This window comes from Chitinophaga sp. CB10, assembly GCA_001870995.2.
In the GTDB taxonomy this organism is placed as follows: domain Bacteria; phylum Bacteroidota; class Bacteroidia; order Chitinophagales; family Chitinophagaceae; genus Chitinophaga.
This window is the reverse complement of record MLAV02000002.1, coordinates 128,388-153,601: the sequence shown is the minus strand read 5'-3', so window position 1 is coordinate 153,601 and position 25,214 is coordinate 128,388. Positions and strand designations below refer to the sequence as shown.

21 protein-coding genes are annotated in these 25,214 nt (G+C 52.1%); 5 read left to right on the top strand and 16 right to left on the bottom strand.

What is annotated here, in order from left to right:
• Positions 1 to 58: 58 nt before the first annotated feature.
• Positions 59 to 874, top strand: coding sequence for an SDR family oxidoreductase (locus tag BOC67_RS03940; RefSeq protein WP_291907553.1), 816 nt, complete (start codon positions 59 to 61; stop codon positions 872 to 874).
• Between the two features lie 198 nt (positions 875 to 1,072).
• On the opposite strand, the gene BOC67_RS03935 is transcribed toward BOC67_RS03940, so the two are convergent.
• Positions 1,073 to 1,294 carry a DUF2795 domain-containing protein gene (locus BOC67_RS03935; protein WP_012794455.1) on the bottom strand — a complete coding sequence of 74 codons (222 nt, stop codon included), beginning with the start codon at positions 1,292 to 1,294 and terminating at the stop codon, positions 1,073 to 1,075.
• Between the two features lie 158 nt (positions 1,295 to 1,452).
• Between BOC67_RS03935 and BOC67_RS03930 the strand changes: the two genes are divergently transcribed.
• On the top strand, positions 1,453 to 2,058 hold the full coding sequence (locus tag BOC67_RS03930) for an ABC transporter ATP-binding protein (RefSeq protein ID WP_291908080.1): 606 nt from the start codon (positions 1,453 to 1,455) through the stop codon (positions 2,056 to 2,058).
• Between the two features lie 111 nt (positions 2,059 to 2,169).
• Here BOC67_RS03930 and BOC67_RS03925 read toward each other — a convergent pair whose 3' ends face one another.
• From BOC67_RS03925 to BOC67_RS03915, 3 genes are read right to left on the bottom strand one after another with little or no spacing between them, the layout of a single operon-like run.
• Positions 2,170 to 3,072: a histone deacetylase gene (locus tag BOC67_RS03925; RefSeq protein WP_291907494.1), complete on the bottom strand. Its 903-nt coding sequence runs from the start codon at positions 3,070 to 3,072 to the stop codon at positions 2,170 to 2,172.
• 6 nt (positions 3,073 to 3,078) lie between these two features.
• Positions 3,079 to 3,726, bottom strand: a complete 648-nt coding sequence (gene pdeM / locus BOC67_RS03920) for a ligase-associated DNA damage response endonuclease PdeM (RefSeq protein WP_291907492.1) — start codon at positions 3,724 to 3,726, stop codon at positions 3,079 to 3,081.
• Positions 3,727 to 3,764: 38 nt separating this feature from the next.
• Entirely contained in the window at positions 3,765 to 6,218 is a 2,454-nt protein-coding gene (locus BOC67_RS03915) for a ligase-associated DNA damage response DEXH box helicase (protein WP_291907490.1), read from the bottom strand.
• 53 nt (positions 6,219 to 6,271) lie between these two features.
• Between BOC67_RS03915 and BOC67_RS03910 the strand changes: the two genes are divergently transcribed.
• Positions 6,272 to 7,597, top strand: coding sequence for an NCS2 family permease (locus BOC67_RS03910; RefSeq protein ID WP_291907488.1), 1,326 nt, complete (start codon positions 6,272 to 6,274; stop codon positions 7,595 to 7,597).
• 109 nt (positions 7,598 to 7,706) lie between these two features.
• On the opposite strand, the gene BOC67_RS03905 is transcribed toward BOC67_RS03910, so the two are convergent.
• From BOC67_RS03905 to BOC67_RS03890, 4 genes are all read right to left on the bottom strand, one after another.
• The gene (locus BOC67_RS03905) at positions 7,707 to 8,738 is read right to left on the bottom strand and encodes an LD-carboxypeptidase (RefSeq protein ID WP_291907487.1); all 1,032 of its coding nucleotides are present in this window, start codon (positions 8,736 to 8,738) and stop codon (positions 7,707 to 7,709) included.
• Between the two features lie 27 nt (positions 8,739 to 8,765).
• A complete protein-coding gene (locus BOC67_RS03900; RefSeq protein WP_291907485.1) occupies positions 8,766 to 9,197 on the bottom strand; it encodes an ester cyclase in 432 nt (143 codons plus the stop codon).
• Between the two features lie 61 nt (positions 9,198 to 9,258).
• Entirely contained in the window at positions 9,259 to 10,116 is an 858-nt protein-coding gene (locus BOC67_RS03895) for a helix-turn-helix transcriptional regulator (protein WP_291907483.1), read from the bottom strand.
• A gap of 1 nt (position 10,117) precedes the next feature.
• Positions 10,118 to 10,591 (bottom strand): Lrp/AsnC family transcriptional regulator, encoded by a 474-nt coding sequence (locus tag BOC67_RS03890; protein WP_291907481.1) that lies wholly within the window; start codon positions 10,589 to 10,591, stop codon positions 10,118 to 10,120.
• 146 nt (positions 10,592 to 10,737) lie between these two features.
• Here BOC67_RS03890 and BOC67_RS03885 point away from each other — a divergent pair, with 146 nt between their 5' ends.
• Entirely contained in the window at positions 10,738 to 12,111 is a 1,374-nt protein-coding gene (locus BOC67_RS03885; protein ID WP_291907478.1) for an MFS transporter, read from the top strand.
• A gap of 49 nt (positions 12,112 to 12,160) precedes the next feature.
• Here BOC67_RS03885 and BOC67_RS03880 read toward each other — a convergent pair whose 3' ends face one another.
• On the bottom strand, positions 12,161 to 13,753 hold the full coding sequence (locus BOC67_RS03880) for an ATP-dependent DNA ligase (RefSeq protein ID WP_291907475.1): 1,593 nt from the start codon (positions 13,751 to 13,753) through the stop codon (positions 12,161 to 12,163).
• 12 nt (positions 13,754 to 13,765) lie between these two features.
• Positions 13,766 to 14,764, bottom strand: a complete 999-nt coding sequence (locus tag BOC67_RS03875) for a ligase-associated DNA damage response exonuclease (RefSeq protein ID WP_291907473.1) — start codon at positions 14,762 to 14,764, stop codon at positions 13,766 to 13,768.
• A gap of 78 nt (positions 14,765 to 14,842) precedes the next feature.
• On the opposite strand from BOC67_RS03875, the gene BOC67_RS03870 reads away from it, so the two are divergent.
• Positions 14,843 to 15,901: a hypothetical protein gene (locus BOC67_RS03870; RefSeq protein WP_291907472.1), complete on the top strand. Its 1,059-nt coding sequence runs from the start codon at positions 14,843 to 14,845 to the stop codon at positions 15,899 to 15,901.
• 93 nt (positions 15,902 to 15,994) lie between these two features.
• On the opposite strand, the gene BOC67_RS03865 is transcribed toward BOC67_RS03870, so the two are convergent.
• The 6 genes from BOC67_RS03865 to BOC67_RS03840 all read right to left on the bottom strand — a co-directional run bounded on the left by BOC67_RS03865 (position 15,995) and on the right by BOC67_RS03840 (position 25,109).
• Entirely contained in the window at positions 15,995 to 17,266 is a 1,272-nt protein-coding gene (locus BOC67_RS03865) for an RICIN domain-containing protein (protein WP_291907470.1), read from the bottom strand.
• Positions 17,267 to 17,275: 9 nt separating this feature from the next.
• Positions 17,276 to 18,163 (bottom strand): metallophosphoesterase, encoded by an 888-nt coding sequence (locus BOC67_RS03860; protein WP_291907467.1) that lies wholly within the window; start codon positions 18,161 to 18,163, stop codon positions 17,276 to 17,278.
• An 18-nt stretch (positions 18,164 to 18,181) separates the two neighbouring features.
• Positions 18,182 to 19,942, bottom strand: coding sequence for a RagB/SusD family nutrient uptake outer membrane protein (locus tag BOC67_RS03855; protein ID WP_291907464.1), 1,761 nt, complete (start codon positions 19,940 to 19,942; stop codon positions 18,182 to 18,184).
• Positions 19,943 to 19,971: 29 nt separating this feature from the next.
• The gene (locus BOC67_RS03850; protein WP_291907461.1) at positions 19,972 to 23,181 is read right to left on the bottom strand and encodes a SusC/RagA family TonB-linked outer membrane protein; all 3,210 of its coding nucleotides are present in this window, start codon (positions 23,179 to 23,181) and stop codon (positions 19,972 to 19,974) included.
• Positions 23,182 to 23,201: 20 nt separating this feature from the next.
• Positions 23,202 to 24,476, bottom strand: coding sequence for a FecR family protein (locus BOC67_RS03845; RefSeq protein ID WP_291907460.1), 1,275 nt, complete (start codon positions 24,474 to 24,476; stop codon positions 23,202 to 23,204).
• Between the two features lie 66 nt (positions 24,477 to 24,542).
• On the bottom strand, positions 24,543 to 25,109 hold the full coding sequence (locus tag BOC67_RS03840; protein WP_291907458.1) for an RNA polymerase sigma factor: 567 nt from the start codon (positions 25,107 to 25,109) through the stop codon (positions 24,543 to 24,545).
• Between the last annotated feature and the right edge of the window lie 105 nt (positions 25,110 to 25,214).

Genomic DNA, 25,214 nt, shown 5'->3' with positions numbered 1-25,214 from the left:
ATCAAATAGCTTTTTTCAACTATAACGACTATTTTTGCCGAAATTAATTTTTGACCAAATGGCTCATAACTTATTAAAAGGGAAAAAAGGTATCATCTTTGGCGCTTTGGATGATAAGTCTATCGCGTGGAGAACTGCACTGCGTTGTGTAGAAGAAGGCGCTGAAATCGTGCTTACCAATGCTCCTATTGCCCTCCGTATGGGTGAAATCAAGAAGCTGGCTGAAACCTGTAATGCACCGGTAATTCCTGCTGACGTAACCAACATGGATGATCTGAATAACCTGTTTACTAAATCCATGGAGCATTTTGGCGGTAAGATTGACTTCGTGCTGCACTCCGTGGCGATGGGTATGAACATTCGCAAGGGCAGAAGCTATACCGACCTGGATTATGACTTTAACCACAAAACATTTGATATCTCCGCTATTTCCTTACACCGTGTGCTGCAAACCGCTTACAAGCTGGATGCGCTGAACGAGTGGGCTTCCGTGATTGCGCTGTCTTACATCGCTGCGGAACGCGTATTCCCTGACTACGGTGAAATGGCTGATGCCAAAGCGCTGTTGCAGTCTATTGCACGCAGCTTCGGTTATCACTACGGCGTACACAAGAAAGTGCGTATCAATACCATTAGCCAGTCGCCGGTTAAAACAACTGCAGGCGGTGGCGTAAAAGGTTTTGATGGCTTTATGTCTTATGCGGAAGAAATGAGCCCGCTGGGCAATGCTTCTGCTGACCAGTGCGCGGATTATGCCGTTACCCTGTTCTCCGACCTGACGAGAATGGTAACCATGCAGAACCTGTTCCATGATGGCGGTTTCTCCTACACCGGCGTTTCTGAAGGCGTGGTGAAACAGATGGAAAAACAATAAGCACACAATAGTATCATTATACCTGAAAAGGCCGCTGCGATTGCAGCGGCCTTTTTGCTGGGGGAAGTTTTGGCGGGTGGCGCGCCGGGGCGCTGCCTTCACATAGGCACAAAAATAGCCGCTCCACCTAGGTGAAACGGCTGCAATTCTTTCGGCATAGGACTCTCAGGAGCCTATAGGTAACAACGGATCATCTGATTAATACTCGTCTTCGTTGAAGAAGAAGTCATCCTGGGATGGATAATCGGACCAGATATCCTCAATACCTTCGTAAATTTCTCCCTCATCTTCCAGCTCCTGCAGGTTCTCAATCACTTCAATCGGTGCACCGGAGCGGATTGCGTAGTCAATGAGTTCGTCTTTAGTAGCTGGCCATGGAGCATCCTCCAGGTATGAAGCTAATTCTAATGTCCAGTACATCTTATTAAAATTTTTACTTTTTTAATTTTTCGCAAAAGTATTATTTAATTTGAAATAAACAACTTTTACTATTTTATTGGTTATTTACTTTTCTTTGGGTTATGCTAACCGCTCGCAATGTCACCAAAAATTATTCCAACTTACCGATTTTGAAGGGAGTGGATATAACTGTCAGTAAAGGAGAAATAGTGACCATTGTCGGTTCCTCGGGAGCCGGCAAGAGTACGCTGTTGCATATCCTTGGAACGCTGGACCAGCCCAGCTCCGGCGAAATTATGCTCAACGATGTGAACCTGACCAGCCTGAAAGGCAACCGCCTGGCAGACTTCCGGAACCGCCATATTGGCTTTATTTTCCAGTTCCATCACCTGCTGCCGGAGTTTACCGCGATCGAAAACGTTTGTATTCCGGGGTTTATCGCCGGCACGAATAAAAACGCGGTCCGGGAAAAGGCGGCGTTCCTGCTGGAAACCCTGGGTTTGAAGGACCGGCTGGATCATAAACCAGGGGCGCTTTCCGGCGGGGAGCAGCAGCGGGTGGCCGTTGCCAGGGCGCTGATCAACGCGCCGGACGTGGTGATGGCCGATGAGCCCACGGGCAACCTGGATTCCCGAAATGCCAGGGAGCTGCACAACCTCTTTTTTGAACTCCGGGAGAAGCTGAACCAGACCTTCATCATCGTTACGCACAACGAGGAACTGGCCCCGCTTAGCGACCGCCAGCTTGTGATGAGGGACGGCAGGATTATCCAGGAGCAGGCGTAATGCGGGCTGACGGCGTTTAAGTACGCCCGGAGCCCTGGCATGGCCCGCGAACCGGCGTTATGGGGCCGGGAGGCTTAAGCGCTGCGCAGGTAAATCTCTCCCCCAAAAAAATCAATAGCCGTAAATATCAATACCCGCGCTGAAAGTACGGCAGTGAGCGTCCACCACGTCCTTTACGCGGGGGGAATAGCCGCCGCCCATGACTACGGCCACGGGTATATGATGGCGTTGCAGTATGTCAAAAACCAGCCTGTCCCTTTCCAGACAGCCGGCCGGGGTAATTTTCAGCTTTCCCAGCTTATCCGTTTCCAGGATATCCACCCCGGATAGATAATATACAATATCGGGCCGCACCTTGTTTATCAAAACGGGCAATGCTTCTTTGAGGGCCTGAAGATAGGGCCCGTCGGTGACGCCATCCGGCAGGGGAACGTCCCAATCGGACTGCTCCTTATGGAACGGGTAGTTATGCGCGCCGTGCATGCTGAACGTGTAGACGCTGGCGTTATTGCCGAACAGCGCGGCCGTACCGTTGCCCTGGTGTACGTCCAGGTCGATCACCAGTACCTGCTTCACTTTCCGCTGATCCAGCAGGTAGTTAGCCGCCAAACCAATATCGTTCAACAGGCAGAAACCTTCGCCGCGGGCGGCAAAGGCGTGGTGGGTGCCGCCAGCCACGTTAAAGCCGATCCCATGACCGAGGGCATGGAGGGAGATATCAATGGTGCCCTGGCCGATGGTGATTTCACGGAGGGTGAGTTGCGGGCTTTGCTCAAAGCCGATGACCCGTTGCTCCCGGTAGGTCAGCTGCTGATCCCGGAGTTTGCGCCAGTATTCCTTTTCGTGGGTGAGCAGGATGATGGCCTCGTCCAGCGGATCAGGGGCAAACAGGTGGCCGGGCTGGATGATGCCTTCGCGGAGCAGCTGTTGGGGGATCAGTTCATACTTGACCATCGGGAAGCGATGGTTAGGCGGCAGCGGGTGAACGTAAACGTCGTGGAAAGCTATTTTCATAAAACCTTATTGGGCCCTGACCACTGATTGGCCGGCAATGACGAAAACCGCCTCTCCCGGTTCGGCATCAACGGTGGCCATGCCGGTGAAATCCCCGAAGGCAGGCAGGATGCCGCAGTGGCGGCCGAAATAAAAGCAGGGCAGCCGCAACCGCTGCTTAGCCGGGCCAGCCATCACGTAGCCGGGATGCAGGTGGCCTGAAAACGTGTAGGCGTAACCGTTATCATCGCCACAGGGTTCATGAATAAAGTGAATATCGCGGATGGTGAGGTCGGGGGAAGTCGTGATCTGCAGGTTGGCATAGATTTCCGCCGGCATAATATCATGATTGCCCACTACGAGGTGGAAAACGATCTGCGGGAATTGCCGGCGCCAGATGCTGAAATATTGTACCTCATTGTTTTCCCGGCTATGGAACATATCGCCCACGATAATGATCTGTTTGGGTTGGAGGCGGATGATGAGCCGCTGCAGGCGCAGCAGGTCCTCCTCTGCAATACCTGTGGGCACGGCAATCCCGGCTTTGCGGAAATGTGTAGCCTTACCCAGATGTAGATCCGATATGATGAGCGCCTGTTCTTCTTCCCAGTAAATTGCGCGTTCCGGCAACAGGTGCCAGTGTTGCGATTGGTAAACGAATATTTCCCCTGTCACGCTTTCCTCTTTTTAATCCGGCTGCAAATTATCAATTATTACCCGTTTGAAGCGATCAATTTTTTGATGCGGTCTTCCAGCTTTTCGCTGGTCATGGTATCGCGCAGGCTGTCCACCTTGATCGGGAAGCAGAAGGGGGTGAGGCGTTCCGGCCGCGTGATCACGATCTTGCTGACGGCGATGCGTTCCAGCGTTTCCCGGAGCCTGGCTTCTTCCATCTGGTAGAAGAAGGCCTCGTTAAACGCCTGTTGCAGCAGGAGGTTATGCGGATCGTAATCCCTGAAGACGTTGAATATAAGCGAGGAGGATGCCTGCAGGTGCCTGTTGGCTTTGCTTTTGCCGGGATAGCCCTGGAAAATGAGGCCGGCGATGACGGCGATATCCCTGAATTTGCGGCGGGCCATCTCCGTGGAGTTGACGCTGGCCTGCAGTTCTGTGTTCAGGTTATCGAGGGAGAGGAGCGTTTTCGCATTCTCGGCCGTTACGGGAATGGGTTGATCGGACAGGAGTTCAAAGCCGTAATCATTCATAGCTATGGAGAAGGTGATGGGCTGGATCCTGCTGATCCGGTAGGCCAGCAGCGCGGCCATCACTTCGTGTACGAGGCGGCCTTCGAACGGGAAGCAGAAGAGGTGGTAGCCGTCTTTGGTGTCGATATGTTCGATGAGCAGCTCATCGTCCTTGGGCACATGCGAGAGGTCTTCCTGCAGCCGGAAGAGGGGCTGCAGGGCGATCAGCTCCGGGTCTTTTGTTCGGCGGCTAAGCGCTTCGTTGAACTTCTGCCGCAGCATTTTGCCGAGGTTGGAGGAGAGGGGGATGCGGCCGCCCTGCCAGCTGGGCACGATGGTTTTTTTGGAAGTGGATTTGCGGACGAGGGCGGTCATGTCCTTCGTCATCACGAACTCGAGGTTGCGGCCGGCGAGTGTGAAGGAGTCGCCCGGTTGGAGCCGGGAGATGAAACCTTCTTCGATCACGCCTACGTAGCCGCCGGAGAGGAATTTCACTTTCATCATCACATCGCTGACGATGGCGCCGATATGCAGGCGGTGCCGCATGGCGAGCATGCGGCTGGTGCAGCGGTAGAAGTTGCCGCTTCTTTCGACTTTTTTAAACTCGTCGTACCCGGAAAGGGCTTCGCCACCGGTGGTGAGGAAGGCTAACAGCCATTGCCAGTCGTCCGGCGTCATGTGCTGGTAGCAGTAGGTTTTGCGGACTTCTTCCCAGATATCGGTGGCGTGGAAGCCATCGGAAACGGCGAGGGTCATGAGGTATTGCAGGAGTACGTCCCAGGCGAGGAGAACGGGCATGCGGCTTTCTATCAGTTCCTCCTGCATGGCGGCTTTCAGTGCGGCTGCTTCCACGAGTTCCAGCGCGTGGGTAGGCAGGAAGTAGATTTTACTCACTGCATCCGGCTGGTGGCCGCTGCGGCCGGCCCTTTGGAGGAACCTGGCCACGCCTTTGGGGCTACCTACCTGGATAACGGTATCGACGGGGCGGAAGTCCACCCCGAGGTCCAGGCTGGCGGTGCATACCACAACCTTGAGGATGCCGTTATGCAGGGCTTCCTCCACCCATATACGCAGTTCCATGTCCATAGAGCCGTGGTGCAGGGCGATGGCGCCTGCCAGCTCGGGGCAGTGGGTCAGCAGGGCCTGGTACCAGATTTCGCTTTGGGAGCGGGTGTTGGTAAACAGGAGGGTCGTTTGGCTGGCCATGATGATAGGAATGGCCTGCGGCAGCATTTTAAGGCCCAAATGGCCGGCCCAGGGGTAATTCTCCATCTCCATTGGGATCACGCTCGTAAGGGCGATTTTCTTCCTTAAAAGGGCCCTTATGATGATGCCGTCGTTATGGTAAGGACCGAGGAGGACCTGCATGGCTTCGTCGAGGTTACCGATGGTAGCGGAGATGCCCCATACTTTGAGGGGCGGGCGGTTTTCTTCGATTGCCAGTCCGCGCAGGCGGCTGAGGGCGAGTTCCACCATAACGCCGCGTTTGGTGCCAATGAGTTCATGCCATTCATCGGCGACGATGGTGTGGAGGCGCTGGAAATGCGCGGGGTAGTCGCGCTGGGCCAGGAGGATATGCAGGCTTTCCGGCGTGATGAGCAGGACTTCCGGCATTTGTTTTTTTTGCGCTGCGCGTGTAGCCGTGGAGGTATCCCCGCTGCGGATGCCTACCTGCCAGGGGATGCCCAGTTCGTCCAGCACTTCGGACATGGCGCGGGCGATGTCTTTGGCGAGCGCCCGCAGGGGAGTGATCCAGATAAGCTGGAGGCCGTTCTTCTTTTTTTTGCGGTAGTCGCTGGGGTGAGCGTCTATCCATGCGATTACCGCTCCCAGGAAGAGGGAGAAGGTTTTACCGAAGCCGGTGGGCGCGTTTACGAGGCCCGATTTGCCCTGCAGATATGCTTCCCATGCTTCTTCCTGGAATTGAAAAGGTTGCAGCTCTTTGGCGGCGAGCCATTCCGTGATTACCTGATGTCCTTTCATGCACAATTTCCTTACCGGGTTATAGGATAAAATTAAGACACTATTTTTGCAACATGCTCTCTAAATTTTTCAGGCTCGAAGAAAACGGTACCACTTTTAGGAAGGAGGTACTGGCAGGCCTCACTACTTTCTCTACCATGGCGTATATACTGGCGGTGAACCCCAGTATTTTATCCCAGACCGGGATGGATTTCAACGCCCTTATTACCGCCACTGCGCTGGCGGCTGCGATAGGCACGCTGGTGATGGCGTTTTATGCGAACCTGCCTGTGGGCGTAGCGCCGGGCATGGGGCTGAATGCCTTCTTTGCGTACACGATTGTGTCGGCCATGGGCTACAGCTGGCAGTTTGCGCTGACGGCGGTATTCCTGGAAGGGGTTATTTTTATTTTCCTTTCACTTTTTAAGATACGGGAGGCGATTATCAACAGCATCCCGTCGAACCTGAAGCATGCCATATCAGTGGGGATAGGCTTGCTGATAGCGCTGATAGGCATGGCGAATGCGGGGATTATACAAACGGGTATGCACCATGTAGGCGATGGCAGGCTGGAAGGGGTGATCCTGAAAATGGGGGACCTGACTTCAGCGGGGCCGCTGCTAGCGCTGATAGGGGTGATTGTGAGCGCGGTACTAATGTACAAAGGTGTGAATGCGGCGTTGCTGATCGGCATCCTGGCGGCCACGCTGGCGGGCATACCGCTGGGTATTACGCACATGCCTGAAAACGGCCACCTGGTGGGCTGGCCGCCGTCCGTAGCGCCGGTGGCTTTTAAGCTGCAATTTGACAAGCTTTTTTCGATGGATATGGTGAAGATACTATTCACCTTGCTGATGGTGAACCTTTTTGATACGGTGGGCACGCTGATAGGGCTTTGCAACAAGGCTGGCCTGCTGGATGCCAACGGGCGTATGCCACGGGCCAAGCAGGCGCTGATGGCGGATGCGGTGGGCACTACTGCTGCGGGATTGCTGGGCACAAGCGTGGTGACGGCATATGTGGAAAGCGCCAGTGGCATTGCTGCCGGCGGGAAGACGGGGCTGACGGCTTTTACGGTGGCGGTTATGTTTTTGCTGGCGTTGTTTTTTGCGCCGGTGTTTGCGATGATACCGACGGCTGCAACAGCGCCGGCGTTGATTATTGTGGGGATGTTGATGATGGGGGCGGTCAGTAAGATTGATTTCAATGATGTAACGGAGGCGCTGCCTGCGTTCCTGGCGATTGTGATGATGCCGTATTCGTATAGTATTGCGGAGGGGATTGTGTTTGGGATGTTGTCGTATGTGTTGCTGAAGGTGTGTACGGGGCGGTATAGGGAGATTAGCCCGGTGATGTATGTGTTGGGGGGATTGTTTATTGTGACGTTTTTTGTGAGGTAGGGTGTTGGGGCTTGGGGTATTATGTTTTTTGAATAGTTTTAATTAGCAGGTGAGTTGTGATTTGCGGCAGTGTTCCGCCGTGTTATCATGTTTCTTAATACAACAGTTCTTAAATCCTTTTTTCCACCAGCGTGGTACCTGTGTTGCTGACCTGTAAGGTATGTACAGCATTGCATTTCAGCGCATAGTTATTACGCTGGTGGCCAACCGGGAAGTTGAAACACACCGGGTAACTGTATTTCCCTACCCGTTCAAAAATCATGTCGTAGAGCGTTCTGCCGAATTCCTCTCCGGGATCATCCGGCTTGATGCGGTTAAACCCACCGAGTACGAGGCCATTTAACTCACTGAGTTTACCCGATCTTTCCAGTGTTCCCAACATCCTGTCTAGGCTGTACAGGTATTCCCCTACTTCTTCCAGGAAGAGGATCTTTCCTTTGGTATCAATTTCGGATGGCGTGCCGGACATGCTTTGGAGTACGCTGAGGTTACCGCCTACTACCGGCGCGGTGGCTGTGCCCGGGCGGTTGTGCGGATCGGCTACGGCGGTGTATTGCATAGCCGTGCCCGTGAGCGCTTTGTAAATAGAGGAAATGGTATCCTGCATCATGGCGTCGGAAGTACGAAAATCGTCCGGGAAGCTGTTGCACATTTTGCTGTGGATACTGGAGATGTTGAACCTGCTGTTGATATGGCTGTGAATAGCGGTGATGTCGCTAAACCCTATGATCCATTTGGGATGCTTCCGGAACTGGTCAAAGTTGAGTCGGTCTATCATCCTGGCGCAGCCGTAGCCGCCCCGGGCGCACATGATGGCGCGGATCTCCGGGTTGTCGAGCATCTGCTGGAAGTCGGCCGCACGTTGCGCATCCGTGCCGCCGAATGAACCATCTTTCAAACCAACGGTGCTGCCTATACGAATCACGAAGCCCCAGCTTTCCATAATGCGTACGGCGGCGGTGATTTCCTCCCGGGTGATAAAGCCTGCGGGGCAGGTGATGCCTATCACATCTCCTTTTTTGAGGTAGGGCGGGAGTACCGGCACAGATTCATATGCCGGCAGTATGGAAGCGGCTGCGTTAATTACAGGGAAGGCAGCACCGGTGGATAATATGGCAGATAAAAAATGCTTACGGTTCATTGGATTAAAGTAAGCATAATTTGGGAATTATGCCTGGGTGGATTTAGGGATGTGTGGCTGGTGAAACCCCTGCTTTACTTCCCTAATCGACCAATGCGCCATATACTGCCCGTTCTGCAGCTGCACGATGTCAATAATCCGCATACTAAAAGGCTTGCCAATCTCCGTCTGCCCCATGAAAGGCGCTTTCAGCGTACCGGTGAATGTTTTGTGGGTGATGACGGTATCTCCTTCGGCATACATGGCGTGGATATCCAGTTTGAGCCCGTCGATATTACTAAGCCCGGTGTTGATAAATGTTTTGAGGGAGTTTTTGTCGTTGGCGAAACCTGCGGGAGCAGTATGGTTAATGAAATCAGGATGTACAATTTCATCCAGCGCAGTCATATCCGCGCGGAGGAGGCAGGCTTCATTGAATCGTCTTACCACGGCTTTGTTCTGTTCGAGGATGTTTTGCATAGTAAAAATTATTTACTGCAAAATTAGCACGGAGGCAGCGGGCGGTGGTAACGGGATCGGCTCAAATCATAACAGTTTTGGTGCGCAGTGCCTGCGGCGTAGTGCCGTATTGTTTGCGGAACAGGGAGATGAAATGGGGCGTATGTTCAAAACCGCATTCCTGGCTGATCTCCGTTATGTGCAATGGAGAATTGAGTAAGAGGGTATGGGCATATTTGAGCCGCTCTGCCGTGATCCATTGCCGCGGGCTGGCATGGAAATGCTGCTGGAAGTCGCGCTTAAAGGCAGCCAGACTTCTATTAGCCAGTTTAGCCAGCTCCGGTAAGGTCAGTGGTTCAAAGAGATGGCGTTTCACCACCCATTCAATATTGGGCGCGCTGCCGCTGGCGATGTCGTGCAGCAGGGCCGCGACCTGGTTTTTTTGCGGGGTAGCCAGCAGGAGCAGCAGCAGTTCGAATACTTTGAGTGGCAGCAGTTCCGCCATGGTGGCCGGAGCGGTGGAAAAGTATTGCAGGTATTGTTCCCGGAAGCCGTCCAGTGCAGGGTTGATCGGAATAACGAGGTGGGAGGCAGGGGCGCCGGCGGCAGGGAAGCGCGCGCCGTATTTGTGGATAAACCTGCTTACCTGTTCGTCTGTAAAATAGATCAGCAGACTTTTGAAATCCGTACCGTCTTCCACGATGTCGGACAGGATGTGGAAACCTTTGCGGAGTATAAACACGGAGCCTGCTTCTACCTTAATGGCGGTATCGTTGGCATGCAGCAGTTTATAACCGTTGATAACGAAGATGAGGATGTTTTCCTTCAGGAATACGCGGCGCTTTTCGGCCATGCGGCGCTGTTTGAGCATAGCGTAGTGCGTGTTGCCCACTTTCAGCAGCTGCTGACCTGGAAAGTCCTGTGGAAATTTGAGCAGCATATCAATATACTACCTGGTGTGTGGCTTTGATCACCGAAATTACGAAAATACTTTGCGTATGGCTAAGGTTATCCAGTTCGCCCAGCTTGTTCACATAGAAGTCGCGGTATTCATCCATATCCCTTACCTGGACCTTAATCATGAAATCGAATTCCCCGGAGATATTCAGGCATTCGGTGATTTCAGGGAAGTTGAGGATTTCCTGGATGAATTTTTTTCCGTATTTTTTGTTGTGTTCTTTTAAAGTAATGTACACGAGTACGGTTAATCCTTTACCAATTTTACCGGGGTCCACGATGGCGGCATATTGCTTGATGATGCCTGCCTGTTCCATTTTCCGGATGCGTTCATACACGGGGGTGGTGCTCATGTTCAGCTGAGCAGCGATGTCGCGCATGGTCATCTTGGCATCCTGTTGCAGGAGGCGGAGAATGTTCATGTCCTTTTCATCCAGTACCAGTTGTGTTGTTTCCAAGTTTTTCCTGATTTAGTAAAAGAATACTGACTTTTATGGAATAAAAATCTCCATAAAGATAGATATAACGTATTTTATTCCAAAATTTTAATTTTATATAGTTTTCTATTCGGTAAATTATAAGTTTGCCTCACCAAGACCATCTTATGCAGCGACGAATTATTTTAACGATATCCTGCCTGGCGGTATTCTTCGAAACGCTGGATGCATCTGTACTTAACATGGCTATACCTTCCATGGAGCAATACTTTGATTTTGGTCCGGAGGCGATACAATGGGTGCAGGCGCTGTACCTGTTGTTTTACGGCGGGTTTGTATTACTGGGCGGGCGGTTGACGGACATCAAGGGCCGCAGGAACGTGTATATCACCGGTGCGGCGATATTCGGCGCAGCCTCGTTTGCTGCCGGCTGCGCCGGGAGCTTTGGCTGGCTGCTGGCCTGCAGGGCGGTGCAGGGGATAGGCGTGGCGTTTGCCATACCGGCGGCCATAGCCATCATCATTCATACGTTTAATGAACCGGAAGAGCGCAACAGGGCCATGGGGATTTTCGGCGCGATGGCCGGTACCGGCTTTGCCACCGGGCTTGCCATAGGCGGCTTGATCAGCGCTTACTGGGGATGGCAGTGGGTGTTCTTCATCAACGTACCGGTGATTGTACTGGCCATCCTTTTAGCATTGACCTATATACCGGCGGACCGGAAAAATGAACACCAGTTACCCAGTGATTATAAAAGCGGGTTGATGATCACCACGCTGATGCTGGCAGCCGCGTGGATGGTGCATTCCCTGGCGGAAATTGCTACGCATCCCTGGATGTTTGCCGCAACGTTGCCGGGCTTCCTGTTGCTGGGAAGTTATTTCATAAAGCGGGAGCGTTCCCTGGCTATGCCGCTGGTGGATTTTTCGGTGTTCCGGTTAGATGGCGCCATTGCCGGCAACCTGGCTGCGTTACTGACGGGCGCGGCGTTTGTAAGCTACCTGTTTTTACTGACCCTCTATCTGCAGCAACACCTGTTGTTTAGCCCTGCGAGCGCGGGCTTGCTGTTGCTGCCGTTCAGCATTATGTCCGGCTTGTTTTCCAAATTTGTTTTGCCGCATTGTTTTAAGCGGCTGGGCGTAACGGGAGTAGGTTTACTGGGGAATGCCTTTATGGTCACCGGCTTCCTTTGTTTCATATTGAGTTACAGCGGCGTGTGGCCGTTACCGTTAATCGTGTTCGGGATTTTCTGTACGAATACGGTAGGCATTTCCATGATCTTCCCGAGTGTAACGATACTCAGCGTACAGTCCGCCCCACCGCCACAGCAGGGGCTTGCCTCCGGTATTAACGGTACTTCGAATTCCTTCGGAGGCGGGTTTGGGCTGTCTGTTACCGGGCTGGTGATGCAGGTAGCGCCGGCGATGCGGATGGATATGCATTTGGCGTCGCTGGCGGTGTTGTTGGTGTTTGAGGCGCTGGCGATTGTGACGCTGGTGGTATATCAGCGGAGGCGTGTAAAATTGGCGCAGGGGATGTGATGGTTTTGTATTCGTTTATCATTAATTCACACTCTTTATAAGCGTTTTTTCACCCCCTGTGCATCTCCAATAACCGCTTCAAATCATCCAGCGTATTAATCTCCGATACCGGCTTATCCTTCCTCCAGCGCGCAATCCGCGGAAAACGCAGCGCTATCCCTGACTTATGCCTGTTGGACGCCGCAATGCCTTCAAATGCAATCTCAAACACCTGTACCGGTTCCACCGTTCTAACCGGTCCGAATTTTTCCAGGGAATGCCTTTTAATCCAACTGTCCACCTCCGCAATTTCTTTATCCGTAAGGCCGGAATAAGCTTTGGCAAATGGTACCAGGTTGTCCCCGTCCCGCACGGCAAAGGTGTAATCCGTATAGAGGTTGGACCTGCGGCCATGGCCTTTTTGCGCATACAGCATTACGGCATCCACGGTAAAAGGATCAATTTTCCACTTCCACCAATCGCCCCGTTTGCGGCCTACCTGGTACGGGGCGGATAGCTTCTTTAGCATAACGCCTTCGCTTACATGCGCCCTTGCCTCTTCCCGGAGCGCGGCCAGCTGCGGCCATTCCGTGAAACTGATCACGGGCGATAGCTGTAACATGGGCTGGCGCACCTGCTGCACGAGGGCTTCCAGCAAGGCCCTGCGCTGTGACAGCGGGTAGTCCCGTATATCCGCGGCTTCCCATTCCAGCAGGTCGTATGCCAGGAAGGCAACAGGGGCCTCCTGTAATTGTTTCCTGGTAATGGTTTTGCGCCCGATGCGCGTTTGCAATGTCTGAAAAGGCAGCGGGGTATTATTGGAATAAGTTAATATCTCCCCATCCAACACTACTCCATCCGGTAAGGCGGTAGCCAGTGGTTGGTACTCCGGGAACTTCTCCGTGATCAGCTCTTCCCCGCGGGACCATACAAACAGCTGGCCTTCCCGCTTGATGATTTGCCCGCGGATGCCATCCCATTTCCATTCCGCCTGCCATTCTTCCGGCGGGCCCAGCTCCTCCGGCGGCGTTTCCAGCGGGTAGGCGAGGTAGAAGGGATACGGCCTGGAAGCATCCGCGCCGGTGGTATGCAGGTGCAGCAAGTCTTCTATGGTGGCTTCCCGCGGGTCCCAGTTGCCGATGATCATATGCGAGAGGGTAGCCGGTGGAATATCCCAGGTTTTAGCCAGCGCGTTCACCATCATTTTCTGGGACACGCCTATACGAAAACCGCCGGTGATCAGCTTGTTAAAAACGAAGCGTTCGCTTTCATCCAGTGAACTCCAGGCGCTTTTGATGAACTTTTCCTTGGTGGTCTCGTCGGCTTTATCCAATTGGAGGAGTTGTTCCATCCAATAATGCAGTGGAGCTGCTTTCCGGTCCGTTGGCGGTGGCAGCAGCAGCGCTATCGTCTCCCCCAAATCCCCTACTGTATGATAACTTTCATCAAACAACCACTCCGGCAGGCCGGTTTCCTGTATGCACCAGTTTTTCAGCTGGGTGGTGTTGACAGTACGCTTGGGCCGCCTGCCGGTAAACAGCGCCAGCACCCACGTTTTATCCCTTGCCGGCGCAGTGGCAAAGTATTCACTGAGCGCCGAGAGCTTTTCGTTGGTTTTGGTACTGTTACTGATGACCTGCACTAATTTCGCGAACTGTTGCACCTGTTTGAGCTTTTAGTTATTGACAATATTTCCGTTTTCTTCTTCTCCGTAAGCAGTTACCACTTCCTCCGCAGGGATGCCCTGCTCGTTGAGATAACGGGCAAACACACTGCTGAAGCCATGGGTAACGTACACCTTTTGCGCGCCGGTGGCTTTCACGGCGGATAATAATCCCGGCCAGTCCGCATGATCGGATAAGGCAAACCCGGCGTCCGCATTTTGCCGGCGCATATTTCCCCGCACCGTCATCCATCCGCTGCATATCCCCAACGCATATGGACTGAATTTTTTCATCCAGCTCACATCTGCGGAAGGAGGAGCGATAATGATGCTATTGGGAAATGCACTCTTAGGCGTTTCAGGGGTGATATGCTCTATGGGCGGGAGCTTCCAGCCGCTTTGTACCAGCGCTTCCTGGGTATTGGCGATGGCGCCGTGTACGAGGAATTTCTCCGTTTTGTGTTGTAAATGCTGCATCACCCGTTGGGCTTTCCCCAGGCTGTAGGCGAGCAATACGCTGGCTTTTGCCAATTGCCGGTTGTCGTCTATCCATTGGCCGATGCCGGCGAATAGCTGGTCCTGCGGGGCCCAGCGGTAAATCGGCAGGCCAAAGGTGGATTCGGTAATAAACGTATGGCATTTCACCGGTTCAAACGGGGCAGAGAGGCCATCGTTTTCCAGCTTATAATCTCCGCTGACTACCCACACTTCCCCGTCCTTTTCTATCCGGATCTGCGCAGAGCCAATGATATGACCGGCGGGATGCAATGATACCTTTACGCCGTTGAAATAAATGGATTCATAATAGCTGATACCCTGTACGTTGATATCCTGCCCCAACCGGATTTTGAGTAAAGGCACGGTAGCATGTTCGCATAAATAATAGCGGGAACCAAACCGCGCATGATCGGAATGCGCATGGGTAATAACCGCACGGGTAACGGGCTTCCACGGGTCTATATAAAAATCACCCGCAGCGCAGTAGAGGCCGCTGTTGGTAAATGTGATCATACCTGAATTTACTTAAAAAGATGCAGTTGCCAGAAAAGTTGTTTGTGTATTACCTTTGCGTCGTTACAAACAAAAGATATGAGTCAATTTCCGCATATAAACCTGCCATTAAAGGCCAAGCTGACCTTTACTGCCAACCCGGTAAACGTAGTACCGCTGCCGGGAGGAGAGATACTGATGAACTTCGCGAGTCAGCCGCTCATTACAAAGCTGAACGCCAACCTGGAGATTGTTTGGGAAAAAATCATGCAGGGGCAGAACGCCAATTATGTAAGCAGTAAGCTCTCCGCCTCCCCCGATGGCTGCCTGATTGCCATTGCCGGCATGACGGATATGCGCATCCTGAATGCGGACGGCACTGAACTGCTGCATACCGTGCAACATGGCTCCTGGGGCTATTTCCTGGGTGCGGCCTGTTATTTTTCGAGAGATAATAAAACCATCTGGTACGTACTCCCGGGGGATGAAAATGAAACCGATGAATTACAGGTGATGGACGCCCATACCTTCGGGATCATTGCTTCTTACCCGCTGTTGGAAAGTCAGCAGCATGCGTACACCTTCCACGCCACGCCGGACGACAACCTCCTGCTGCTGGAAGCTTCCGCAGGGCAGGAACAATCCATCCTCATGCAGCTGCAGCTCAACGATGGCGCCATTACCATGACGGAGCTGAGCCAGTGCGATGATGTGATCATGGGTAACTTTGCGCCTAACGGAAAAGAGTTTGTTATGGCTCCTCACTATGAAGGGCCGGTGGAGATTTTTTCCTTCCCTGACATCGCCAAGGTAGCAGAGCAGGATCAGGAGTCCATCTTTGCAGGCAGCCTGGACTTCCCGGCTGCTGAACCGGATAATATCAACTTTACCGTGTATTTCCTGGATGACAATAACCTGCTCGTAGTATCGCAGTTTGGCCGCCTCCTGCTGCTGGACAGAGCAACCTTGCTGGTGAAAGGGGAAGTGATGCCGGAAGGAATTGTGTTTACCGCGTATGATATGGAAGGGAACCCTACCACCAACCGGGATGAGATTTATGACTACAGCAGTAATGTTATCAGTGTGATGAAGGTGCATGATCAGCTGTTGCTGACGACTGCGGAAGGGGAACTGAGAAGTTATGAGCTGCCGCTGTAATAACAAATTAAATGCATTAGGAAAGGGCGCCACATTGTACAGTGGCGCCCTTTTTCTTTGGGGTTACAAACCTTTATGCTACTATTAAAATCCTTACTGCTTCACCATTTTAAACTTCTGCGAATTGTAAGTATGCGCTGAATAGATTTGTATCGGCGTATCATTCGCGGAACTGCCTCCGTTCACATCCAGGTTTTTACCCGGCGCACAGGCCGGCGTAAAATTGTAATAACCGCCGCCTGCGTCAACGATCTGCCAGCGCTGCGCATTTGAATTGCTGAATGTACCTACCTGTACCGGCGTGCTATTGGCGGATGCCCCGCCTGCCACTTCCAGTACCTTCGTTGTATCTGCCAGGCTCTTAAACGCATAATACCCGCCGCCAAGGCTGCGCAGCTTCCACACCTGGTTGTTGGTAGTTGGATAGTTATTTGCCCAGAGGGTTACTTCCGTACCGTTCACCGGTGTCTGGCTGTTTACATCTACCACGCCGAGGCCGTTCACTGCGCTTACCAGTTTGTAATTGGCGCCGTCGGTAATGGTAGCGGGGTTGTTGTTGAGGAAAGAGATCAACAGTACAGAAAGGTGGCCGTATGCCGCCAGTTTCGCATCCAGCCCGGCTTCCCCGTAGTAGCGGCCAACGTGCCAGCTATACATTTTTACATTGGAGCCGCCAACCGTTTTACTGCTGAAGAAATTTTTCATCGAAGTATCGATCGCCGCATCGTAGCTGATACCATCGATGCCGTAGGTAGTCAGCTGCGTGTACATCTGGTTCATGACCGATTGCTGGGTGGCATAGGGCTTTCCATAAACGTCTTCCCAGTTGCAGTAATAGCTCACCGGCCAGTTTTGTTGCTTGAAGCTGACGAGGTAAGGAATGTAGCGGCTCTCCACCAATACCCGGTTTTTAATGGCGTACAAGCTGTCCATTTTTTTCAGGGTGTTCATGAACAGGGTTTCGTTGGCAGCGCTGTTCAGGTCTTTACAGTCGAGCCAGAGGAATTGAAAGTCCGGCATTTTCTGGTGGAGATTTGCAAAATACTGTTCCAGCGTTTGCCCGGTGGCGGTAGCGGCTTCGTGGCCTATCAGGCAGGTAGGCGCGCCATTTTTGAGGCCAACGAAAATGTCCACTTCCATGCTTTTAATGCCGGCATTGATAATTTCATCCACCTTCAGCAGTTCATTGGCGCGATGCGCAGCAATGATAGGGCCGGTGGTGAGGGTGCTGACAGCCGATTTGCTGCCGGAAATAGTTTGCAGGGCTTCGTCAGGATGAAGGCTGGAATGTTTGGAGCAGCCTGTCAGGGCGATGGTCGCCATTGTAACGGCGGACCAGAAAAATGAATGGTTTGTTTTTTTCATGTTCGGGTTTTATTTAAAAGTGATAGTCCTTGAGGTCATGCGGCCGCTGCCGGTCAATACTAGTTTGTCGGGATAGAGTTCCACCACGCCATAGGAATTTTTATCGGAGGTTTCCACCATGCCTTCCGCTACAATGCAGGGCAGGTTGCCCAGCATGCAGAATGCGCCGGCATGGTGATGGCCGGCTATCAGCGCTTTTACACAGCTATATTTGGATACCATTGCTACAATGTCTTTATCGTTGAGGGCGGTAAGTCCTTCTGCGCAGCCGAGGGGGTGGTGGGAGAGGATTAATACATGTTCGTTTTTTTGTGTGGCATCGTCCAATTCCACCTGAAGCCATGCCATCTGCCGGCTGCTGATACCGCCGTTATATTCTTCGCCGTTCCGGCCATGCGCTGCTTTAATGTTTTCCATCATTTGCGTGAGCTCCTGTTCTTTAAATGTGCCGGCTACGTTGGCGTAAGCCGCCACCTCATTGGTGTTGAGCAGCACAAAACGCCAGTTGCCTTTTTTGAAGGAGTAATATTCCGCAGGCATGCCGAGCGCTTTGTACAGCGAATCATTTTTGCGGATGCCTTTGTAATCATGGTTGCCGGTGGTGTTGTACACCCTATGCCGGAATTTCCCGAGTTGTTGTAACACCGGTGCGAGGTCTTCCGGATTGCGATCGGTGATATCCCCCAGGTTGATCAGGAACGGCAGTTTCTGCCGGTTCAGGTCGGCAACGGCCGCTTCCAGCTTTTGCAGGGAGCTGCGGTAAAACCTTGATCCGCGCGTATCCGCGTTGGCGTATTGGATGTCCGCAATGAGTCCGAACCGGATTACCTGCGCCCGGGATTGCCAGGCGCATAATATCAGCAGGAAGCAGCAGGAAAATTTTACGATTGATCTCATACAAATAATTTTTATGGTTTACCAGCCCGGGTTAGGTTTGAGTTTCGGGTTGAGCGTGATTTCGTTTAACGGGATACATTCCAGGTAGTCGCGGCCTTCGTTGAATCCATAGCCATTCGGGAGAGCGGTGGCATAAGGGTCCAGGAAGCCATCGGCATCGGTCTTATAATTGATCTTTTTACCCGTCCATTCATTCGGGTCAAATGGATAACCTTTGGGTCTTTTTCCTTTGAGGAGACGGTGAGCCGCCCACCGGCGTATGTCATTGTAACGGAAACCTTCTGCCCCGAGTTCCACCGTCCGTTCGCGGCGGATCTCCTGTAATTCGTCGGACAACTGGTAACCGTAGTCGGCATAGCGTGCGCGATTCGGGTCGGACTGCACTTTAAACGGCGGCATGCCTGCCCGCGCCCGCAACAGGTTAATGGACTTCCCATAATCCACCGCTTCGTTCAGTTCTGCCTTAGCTTCGGCATAATTGAGCAATGCTTCCGCATAACGGAAAACGATAGCGCCGGTTTCGCAACTGGAATTCCAGGAAACGCCGCTGCCGGCCTGCGGATCTTTAGGATCGTTCCCCTTCCTGATCTGGAACCCGGTGTTATTCAGGCTTTCGCCGGATTGATCCAGGAAAGGCGCTTTGAAAACGCCCTTTCCAAAACTATTGTCCCACATTACGCCGCCCGGTACCCAGATGGTTTGCGCAAACCTTGGATCGCATTCCTGCCCTACTTTTGTCAGGAAGGCATTGCCCTTTACCGTTTTGCCAACAGTGAAATAATCATAGGCGTTGCCGCTCTTATCCAGGTAGTGGTACACCTGCTGCATGGTCATGGAAATGCCCGCCGTACGGTCGGAAACATATATCTGGAAAGAGTGGGATAACTGCAGGTTTACGGAGTAGGCTTTCCAGAGTATCACTTCCTTATTTGAAGATTGATTCGTCAGGGAAAAGAGTACCCGGTAATCATTCGCAGGATCATTGGTGGAATAGAGTGATAGATTATATGTTGGCTTCATCAGCTCTTCCGCTGCATCAGCCGCAGCGCGCAGGTACTTTTGAGGGGTGGCGCCGGGCGTGCCAAACGGCGTACCCTTGTGATACTTCTGCCAGGTGCCTTCAAACAGCGCTACCCTTGATTTGAACAACAGGGCTGCTTCCCTGCTGAGGCGGTTGTTGCCGCCTTCCACTGATTTTAATGGCTTCAGGTATTCTGCCGCTTTATCCAGGTGCCAGAGGATGGAGTCAATTACCACCGTGCGGGGATCGCGCTCCTTATACAGGTCTTTATCATCCATTTCCAGCGGATTGGTGTACCAGGGCACATCTCCGTAGGCGCTCACTTTTTCGAAATAATACCATGCCTTAAAAAAATGCGCTTCACCGAGGAACTGCTGGTACTTCTGAATGGGGTCTTTGCATTTGGTATAGTTTTGAAAAAAGACGTTAACGCTCCTGATCTTCGACCAGGTCCAGTTGCCGGTGGCTGTTACCGGTTGGTTAGTCCCGTTCCACAAAGTCGCCGGGGAGGCGGAAATCTGTACGTCCGAGCCCCTGGTGCCATCCCACCCGATAAGCCCCAGATAGCTGCCCACCGTACCGAAGGCCGGGAAGTCGGGATAGAATTGTAAGGTATATTTTTCCAGGTCGCTGGCGGTTTGCCAGTAAGCGTCGTTTTCAATCTGCGTCAGGGGCGGCCTGTCCAGGAAATCTTTGGAACAGGATGCTGCCGTAAGCAGCAGGCTGAAAGCGGTGATATGAACGAGGTGTTTTTTCATGGCTAAGAAATTGAATGGTCAGTAAATGATCAGAAGGAAACGTTTAATCCAAAAGCCCAGATAGCTTGTGTAAACATGCTCTTACCCGCGCCAAGCTCCCCAAGGGTGGCCGTTTCAGGGTCAAAGCCCACCGGCAGCTTCGTCAGCGTCCAGATGTTTTCACCGGAAAAATACAGGCGTACCCGTTTGAGGCGCAGCGCATGCAATACAGTGGCAGGCAGGTTGTATCCTACCTGGGCATTCTTCAACCTGGCATATGCGCCGTTCTGCAGGTAGCGTGTTTGTACCTGCTGGTTCTTTGCATATTGGGTAGCATTGCTGTAAGGCCGTGGAAAATATGCGTCCGTATTCACCCCGAGGCCGGAATAGGTAGTAGCCTCCGCATCGCGGTAGTAGTCGAGGTGATGGGGGAACAGGGAGGATTGGTTCCATTGGTTGAAGCCCCAGAAAATATTACCGCTCAGCCAAAGGTCACGTTTGCCCGTACCCTGGAAGAAAACGGCGATATCAAAGTTCTTATAGTTAGCGCTGAGATTGAGCCCAAACTGGTACCTGCTGGTGCTGTTGCCGATTACCCGTAAATCGCCATGATCCGATACGGTATTTTTCCCGTTGTTAATCACTTTATCCCCGTTCAGGTCCCGGTATTCCACATCGCCGGTGCGCCATAGCTGCCCGTTGATGAAATTTTGCGATTTAGCGGCGTTTATAGCGTCCGCACGCTCCTGGGTTTGTATGAGTCCGACCGTTTCATATCCCCAGATTTCGCCTGCTCTTTTGCCCGCGTAATCGGTGGTGAGGATGCCGGTTGGGTTAGGATATTTGGTAACCACGTTGAAGTAGTCGAATACATTGGCGGCAATGGAATAGGAGAAGTCATTGCCTGCTTTTCCCCGGTAGGTAATACCGAGGTCCCACCCGCGTGTTTTTAATTCAGAATTGTTTTCCTGGGGGATGGCCGCGCCCAGCACCAGTGGTTGCGCTTTGGCAGGGCCGAGCCGGTCGAAGGTAAGGCGCTGGTAGTATTCAAATTCCACCTGCAGTTTGTTTTGGAAGAAGCCCAGGTCGATACCTATGTTCGTGGTTTTGGACGATTCCCAGGTCAGGTAGCGGTTGATCAGGTTGGGAGCGCCGGTATAAGCGGGCCGTTTGCCGTTAATGATCCATCCTAGGTTGGTATTGACGCCAATCAGCGCCAGGTCCTGGTAGGCGGAAACGTTTTGGTTGCCCAGCATACCCCAGGAGGCTTTGAGCTTCAGGTAAGGTACATAGGGTGTAACAGCGCGCCAGAAGTTTTCCTGGGAAACATTCCACCCGCCGGATACGGATGGAAAGAAGCCCCAGCGCTTACCATCTGCAAATTTGGAAGTACCATCGTAACGGACGTTGGACTCCAGGAGGTACTTATTTTTGTAGTTGTAATTCAATCTTGCAAAGTAGCCCATGGTCGACCAGTGGGAAAGGTCGTCGAATGCCTGCATATCCCCGGTGGCGGTAGTGATGGAAGGCACTTCGCTGGTGATCAGTTCTCTTTTAAGTCCGCTCAGGTAATCGTAGTTATTGGATTCCTGCTGGAAGCCTGCCATGATCTCCAGCTGGTGATCCTTGCCTATACCGGGTTTGTAGGTGGAGAAAATATTGAGCGCTTTATAAGTCTTGTTGGCTTTGTCCTTGGAAATATAGGAAGGTACGGTGAGGGAAATAGGGACCAGTGTGCCGTCTACCTGGTCTTCATACGCTACGAGGTTCACCCCGTCGTGGTTACTCACCGTATAGTCAATAGAGTAATCCGCATTGATGGTCCAGTTTTTAAGGGGTTTTATTTCAGTGGCAATGCGTTGCAGCAAATTATTGTCCGTAAACTTTTCGTATCCTGCCCGCATTTGCGGTACCCTGGAAAGCTGGGAGTAATACCCGTTGGGCGATTTCAGGAATACTTCCGGGTGCGTTCTGAATATCTGGTGAATGATCATCCCATAGCCGCCTTCCCCGTTATAAATGGGCCTGTCCCTCACTTCGTTGGCTATACGCGTATTGGAGCTGATCTTCCACCAGCTGTTAATATTGGCGTCCAGCTTGGCGTTGAGGTTATAGCGGTGGTACTTGTCATCCACCATTCTCAGTGGCCCTTTTTCCGAAGCGTGGCCGGCAGAGAGGAAGTATGCGATTTCTTTGGAGCCGCCCCGCAGGGAGATGTTTTCCTGCGTGCGGAAACCATTGCCAAAATGAATGTCTATCCAATCATTGTTGCCATTGGAAAGCTGGTAGGCGGACCACTTAGCGGGATTGCCCGCATCCGGTACGGTTTCCGGCAGGCTGGGATCTTTTATGTAGGCCATGATGCGATCGATGGTGGATTCCGCGAAGAGCCTTGCTACGCCCTGGTTATCGTGCATTTCATTAATAGCCCTTGCAAAGGTATAGGAGTCCACCATGCGGGGCTTGCGGATGATGGTAGTAGGCCCGCCGTTGGCGGAAAAATCCACCTGGGGCTTCTGGTTATGCTTTCCTGATTTGGTGGTAATCAGCAGCACGCCGTAAGGGGCCCTGGCGCCGTAGATGGCGGCAGCGGCGGCATCTTTCAATACGGAAATACTTTCGATGGTATTGGGATCAAGGGTATTGATATCCCCGGCTGTACCGTCTATGAGTACGTAAGGACTTCCCTGGCCGCGTATCTGTACGGATGGCGCTGCGCCGGGTTCAAAGCCCCTGTTGCCGTAGGAGATGGTAACGCCGGGCACTGTGCCGTAGAGGGCCTGGGATACATTGCTCACGGGGCGGTTCTGCAGTTTTACGCCATCTACCACTGCAACAGATCCCGTAAGATTTACCTTTTTTTGCGTACCATATCCCACCACTATCACTTCATTGAGGTTCGCGTTCCGGGAAGGGGAGAGCTTCACCATGATGGAGTTGTTTTCTCCCTCCTTTAATAACAAACTTTTTAATGACTGGGACTCAAAGCCGATATGCGAAAAGCTAAAGGTGTACCTGTTGTTGGCCTGCAGCCTGGTGAAGACGAATATACCGTTGGTATCCGTAACGGCTACATACCTTTGAGTGGAATCCACATCGCTGCGCACGATCACATTAACGCCGGGGATAGGGCCGGACTGCTCATCCAGTACAGCTCCCGTGACCCTGGGATGTTGCTGCGCATGAATATAGGCCGGGATGAAAAAAAGCAATAGCATCCACCCTCCGCAAAAGCAGAGAAATTTCTGATTGATTTTCATTAGATCGAGTTTAAGGTTGATTAGTTGGTTTGCCTGGTTTTTATGATTTGATAGTCCTCATTGTTCCTGATTAATTCCAGTTGATTCATCCTGCAGATGACAGACAGCATAGCGTTTACATCATCCTCTGCAGCGATAGCTCCCGTGAAATATTTATTGGCGATATCCTGTTTATTATAACGGATACGGATGTGGAAGGTGCTTTCCATTTCCCTGAATACCTGTTCCAATGCGGAATTGGTGAAGTTTGCCACCTTCCCGGCCGGCTGGCTGGCTGGTTTAATAATGTGAATGCGATGATTGCTTTTATCAATGATTAAATCATTCACGGAAGTAAATATCTCCAGGATGTGCGACAGGGAATCGTTCCCGGCAAATTCGCCCGTGAAATACATTTTGTCGACCTCATGAAGGTTGTACGAAATAGGCTGGTCAAATAACCCGCTCAGCACATCAAAAGCCTCGTTCAATGGCACATTGCTGAAGCGTAGTTTGCCCGTCTTCTCAGCCATTTCCTTAGGCGCAGTTAGTATCTCCCCCCTGCTATTACCTGATTTAACAGGTACAATAGAAATGCCATCCAGCTTGCCGTTTATAAAACACTGTTGCCCCGGATTGAGGATGGTGGGATATACCCTGGCATCCTGCCCGATGTATTTTACCACCACTTTGCCTTCATAGAGCTGCACGTTGGTTTTTTGCCCGGAATGATCCACCATAAACCTGGTCCCCAGCGCGGTAGTGGCGGTATGGCCGGCATATACCGTAAACGCATGCACGGGGTCTGCGGCTACTTCAAAAGCAGCTTTCCCGGCCAGCAGGCGAATGGTCCTGTTGCTTTGGAAATCGCGACTGTATTGAATAGCAGCCTGCGGGTACAGTGTTACAACAGAGCCATCCCCCATTGCCAGGGTTTGATTAACTGCGGTCAGGTTACGCGCTACCTGCACAGCGGCGGCGGGCTGCTGTACGATGTTGGCGGAAGGAGTGCCGGTGTGGCGTTGATGGCCGTAATATCCCGCAGTGAATAAAATTAACAGGCCGGCCGCAATAGCCATTGCCCGGTATAATTTGCGGACGACCGGCTTTTTGCGGGTTGCGGCTGCCACCTGCTGCCATATCTCCTGCTGCAAACCGGTATCCGTGCTGTGCTTTTCGTAAAGGTCCCATTCCTCCAGGGGCAACAGGCCGTCGAGCAGGGCAGGGTCTTCCGCCAGGAGGTCTTCCACCGTGGCGGCTTCCGCATCATTGCACTGGTTCGCCAGAAATTTTTTCAGCAGTTCGTGTTTTTCCATAACTCAGCAAAAGCGATACTTATATGTACGCCGGTTTTCCAGGAATTCCCTATCCAATAAAAAAAATTAATTCACGTGGTGTAGTATTTCGTTGATTACAGCTGTATAAATGGCGGTTTGCAGTAGCTTACGCAATTGTACATTGGCTTTCAGGAGCTGGTTATCCACCGTTTTGGTGGAAATACCCAATAGTTCAGCAATTTCCTTGTAGGAATAGCCGTAGATATGCCGTAGCTCAAAGATTTCTTTTCGTTTAGGCGGCAGCGTTTGGATGGCATTTACCACATCCTTGCTGATAGCAATACCTTCATGGGCGGTACCGGCAAGGGTGAGGTCGGTAATCGAAACATCCCCCGCGAGGAACTGCCGGCGGCGTGTTTCCTGCCGCAGCCAGTCAATAAATACCTGTTTAGTCTTTCTGAAAAGTTGTTCATTTAACGTGTAATCGGACGATAAGCTGCTCCTGTATCTCCATAGCTTAATAAATACCATTTGGGTCAGATCCTTTGCTGCTTCAGGGCTATGGGTCTTTTTCACCAGGTACAGGTACACCTTATCCCAGAAGCATTCAAATACTTCCGCGAACACCTGGTAATCTCCTGATTTTAAAGCCGCTATCCTTTGCGTGTCCATAGAGCATGCTGTTACAGTAGAATGAGGATGAATTGTGCCACCGTTACGGGCAAGTTAGCATTAATAGCATGCGGGTTATTTTCATAACGGTATTATTAATACTAA

What these genes read in the sequence shown, in the direction of transcription:
- BOC67_RS03940 (WP_291907553.1), top strand. Translation starts at nt 59, where the DNA reads ATGGCTCATAACTTATTAAAAGGGAAAAAAGGTATCATCTTTGGCGCT.
- BOC67_RS03935 (WP_012794455.1), bottom strand. Translation starts at nt 1,294, where the DNA reads ATGTACTGGACATTAGAATTAGCTTCATACCTGGAGGATGCTCCATGG.
- BOC67_RS03925 (WP_291907494.1), bottom strand. Translation starts at nt 3,072, where the DNA reads ATGAAAATAGCTTTCCACGACGTTTACGTTCACCCGCTGCCGCCTAAC.
- BOC67_RS03915 (WP_291907490.1), bottom strand. Translation starts at nt 6,218, where the DNA reads ATGAAAGGACATCAGGTAATCACGGAATGGCTCGCCGCCAAAGAGCTG.
- BOC67_RS03910 (WP_291907488.1), top strand. Translation starts at nt 6,272, where the DNA reads ATGCTCTCTAAATTTTTCAGGCTCGAAGAAAACGGTACCACTTTTAGG.
- BOC67_RS03905 (WP_291907487.1), bottom strand. Translation starts at nt 8,738, where the DNA reads ATGAACCGTAAGCATTTTTTATCTGCCATATTATCCACCGGTGCTGCC.
- BOC67_RS03900 (WP_291907485.1), bottom strand. Translation starts at nt 9,197, where the DNA reads ATGCAAAACATCCTCGAACAGAACAAAGCCGTGGTAAGACGATTCAAT.
- BOC67_RS03895 (WP_291907483.1), bottom strand. Translation starts at nt 10,116, where the DNA reads ATGCTGCTCAAATTTCCACAGGACTTTCCAGGTCAGCAGCTGCTGAAA.
- BOC67_RS03885 (WP_291907478.1), top strand. Translation starts at nt 10,738, where the DNA reads ATGCAGCGACGAATTATTTTAACGATATCCTGCCTGGCGGTATTCTTC.
- BOC67_RS03875 (WP_291907473.1), bottom strand. Translation starts at nt 14,764, where the DNA reads ATGATCACATTTACCAACAGCGGCCTCTACTGCGCTGCGGGTGATTTT.
- BOC67_RS03870 (WP_291907472.1), top strand. Translation starts at nt 14,843, where the DNA reads ATGAGTCAATTTCCGCATATAAACCTGCCATTAAAGGCCAAGCTGACC.
- BOC67_RS03865 (WP_291907470.1), bottom strand. Translation starts at nt 17,266, where the DNA reads ATGAAAAAAACAAACCATTCATTTTTCTGGTCCGCCGTTACAATGGCG.
- BOC67_RS03860 (WP_291907467.1), bottom strand. Translation starts at nt 18,163, where the DNA reads ATGAGATCAATCGTAAAATTTTCCTGCTGCTTCCTGCTGATATTATGC.
- BOC67_RS03855 (WP_291907464.1), bottom strand. Translation starts at nt 19,942, where the DNA reads ATGAAAAAACACCTCGTTCATATCACCGCTTTCAGCCTGCTGCTTACG.
- BOC67_RS03850 (WP_291907461.1), bottom strand. Translation starts at nt 23,181, where the DNA reads ATGAAAATCAATCAGAAATTTCTCTGCTTTTGCGGAGGGTGGATGCTA.
- BOC67_RS03845 (WP_291907460.1), bottom strand. Translation starts at nt 24,476, where the DNA reads ATGGAAAAACACGAACTGCTGAAAAAATTTCTGGCGAACCAGTGCAAT.
- BOC67_RS03840 (WP_291907458.1), bottom strand. Translation starts at nt 25,109, where the DNA reads ATGGACACGCAAAGGATAGCGGCTTTAAAATCAGGAGATTACCAGGTG.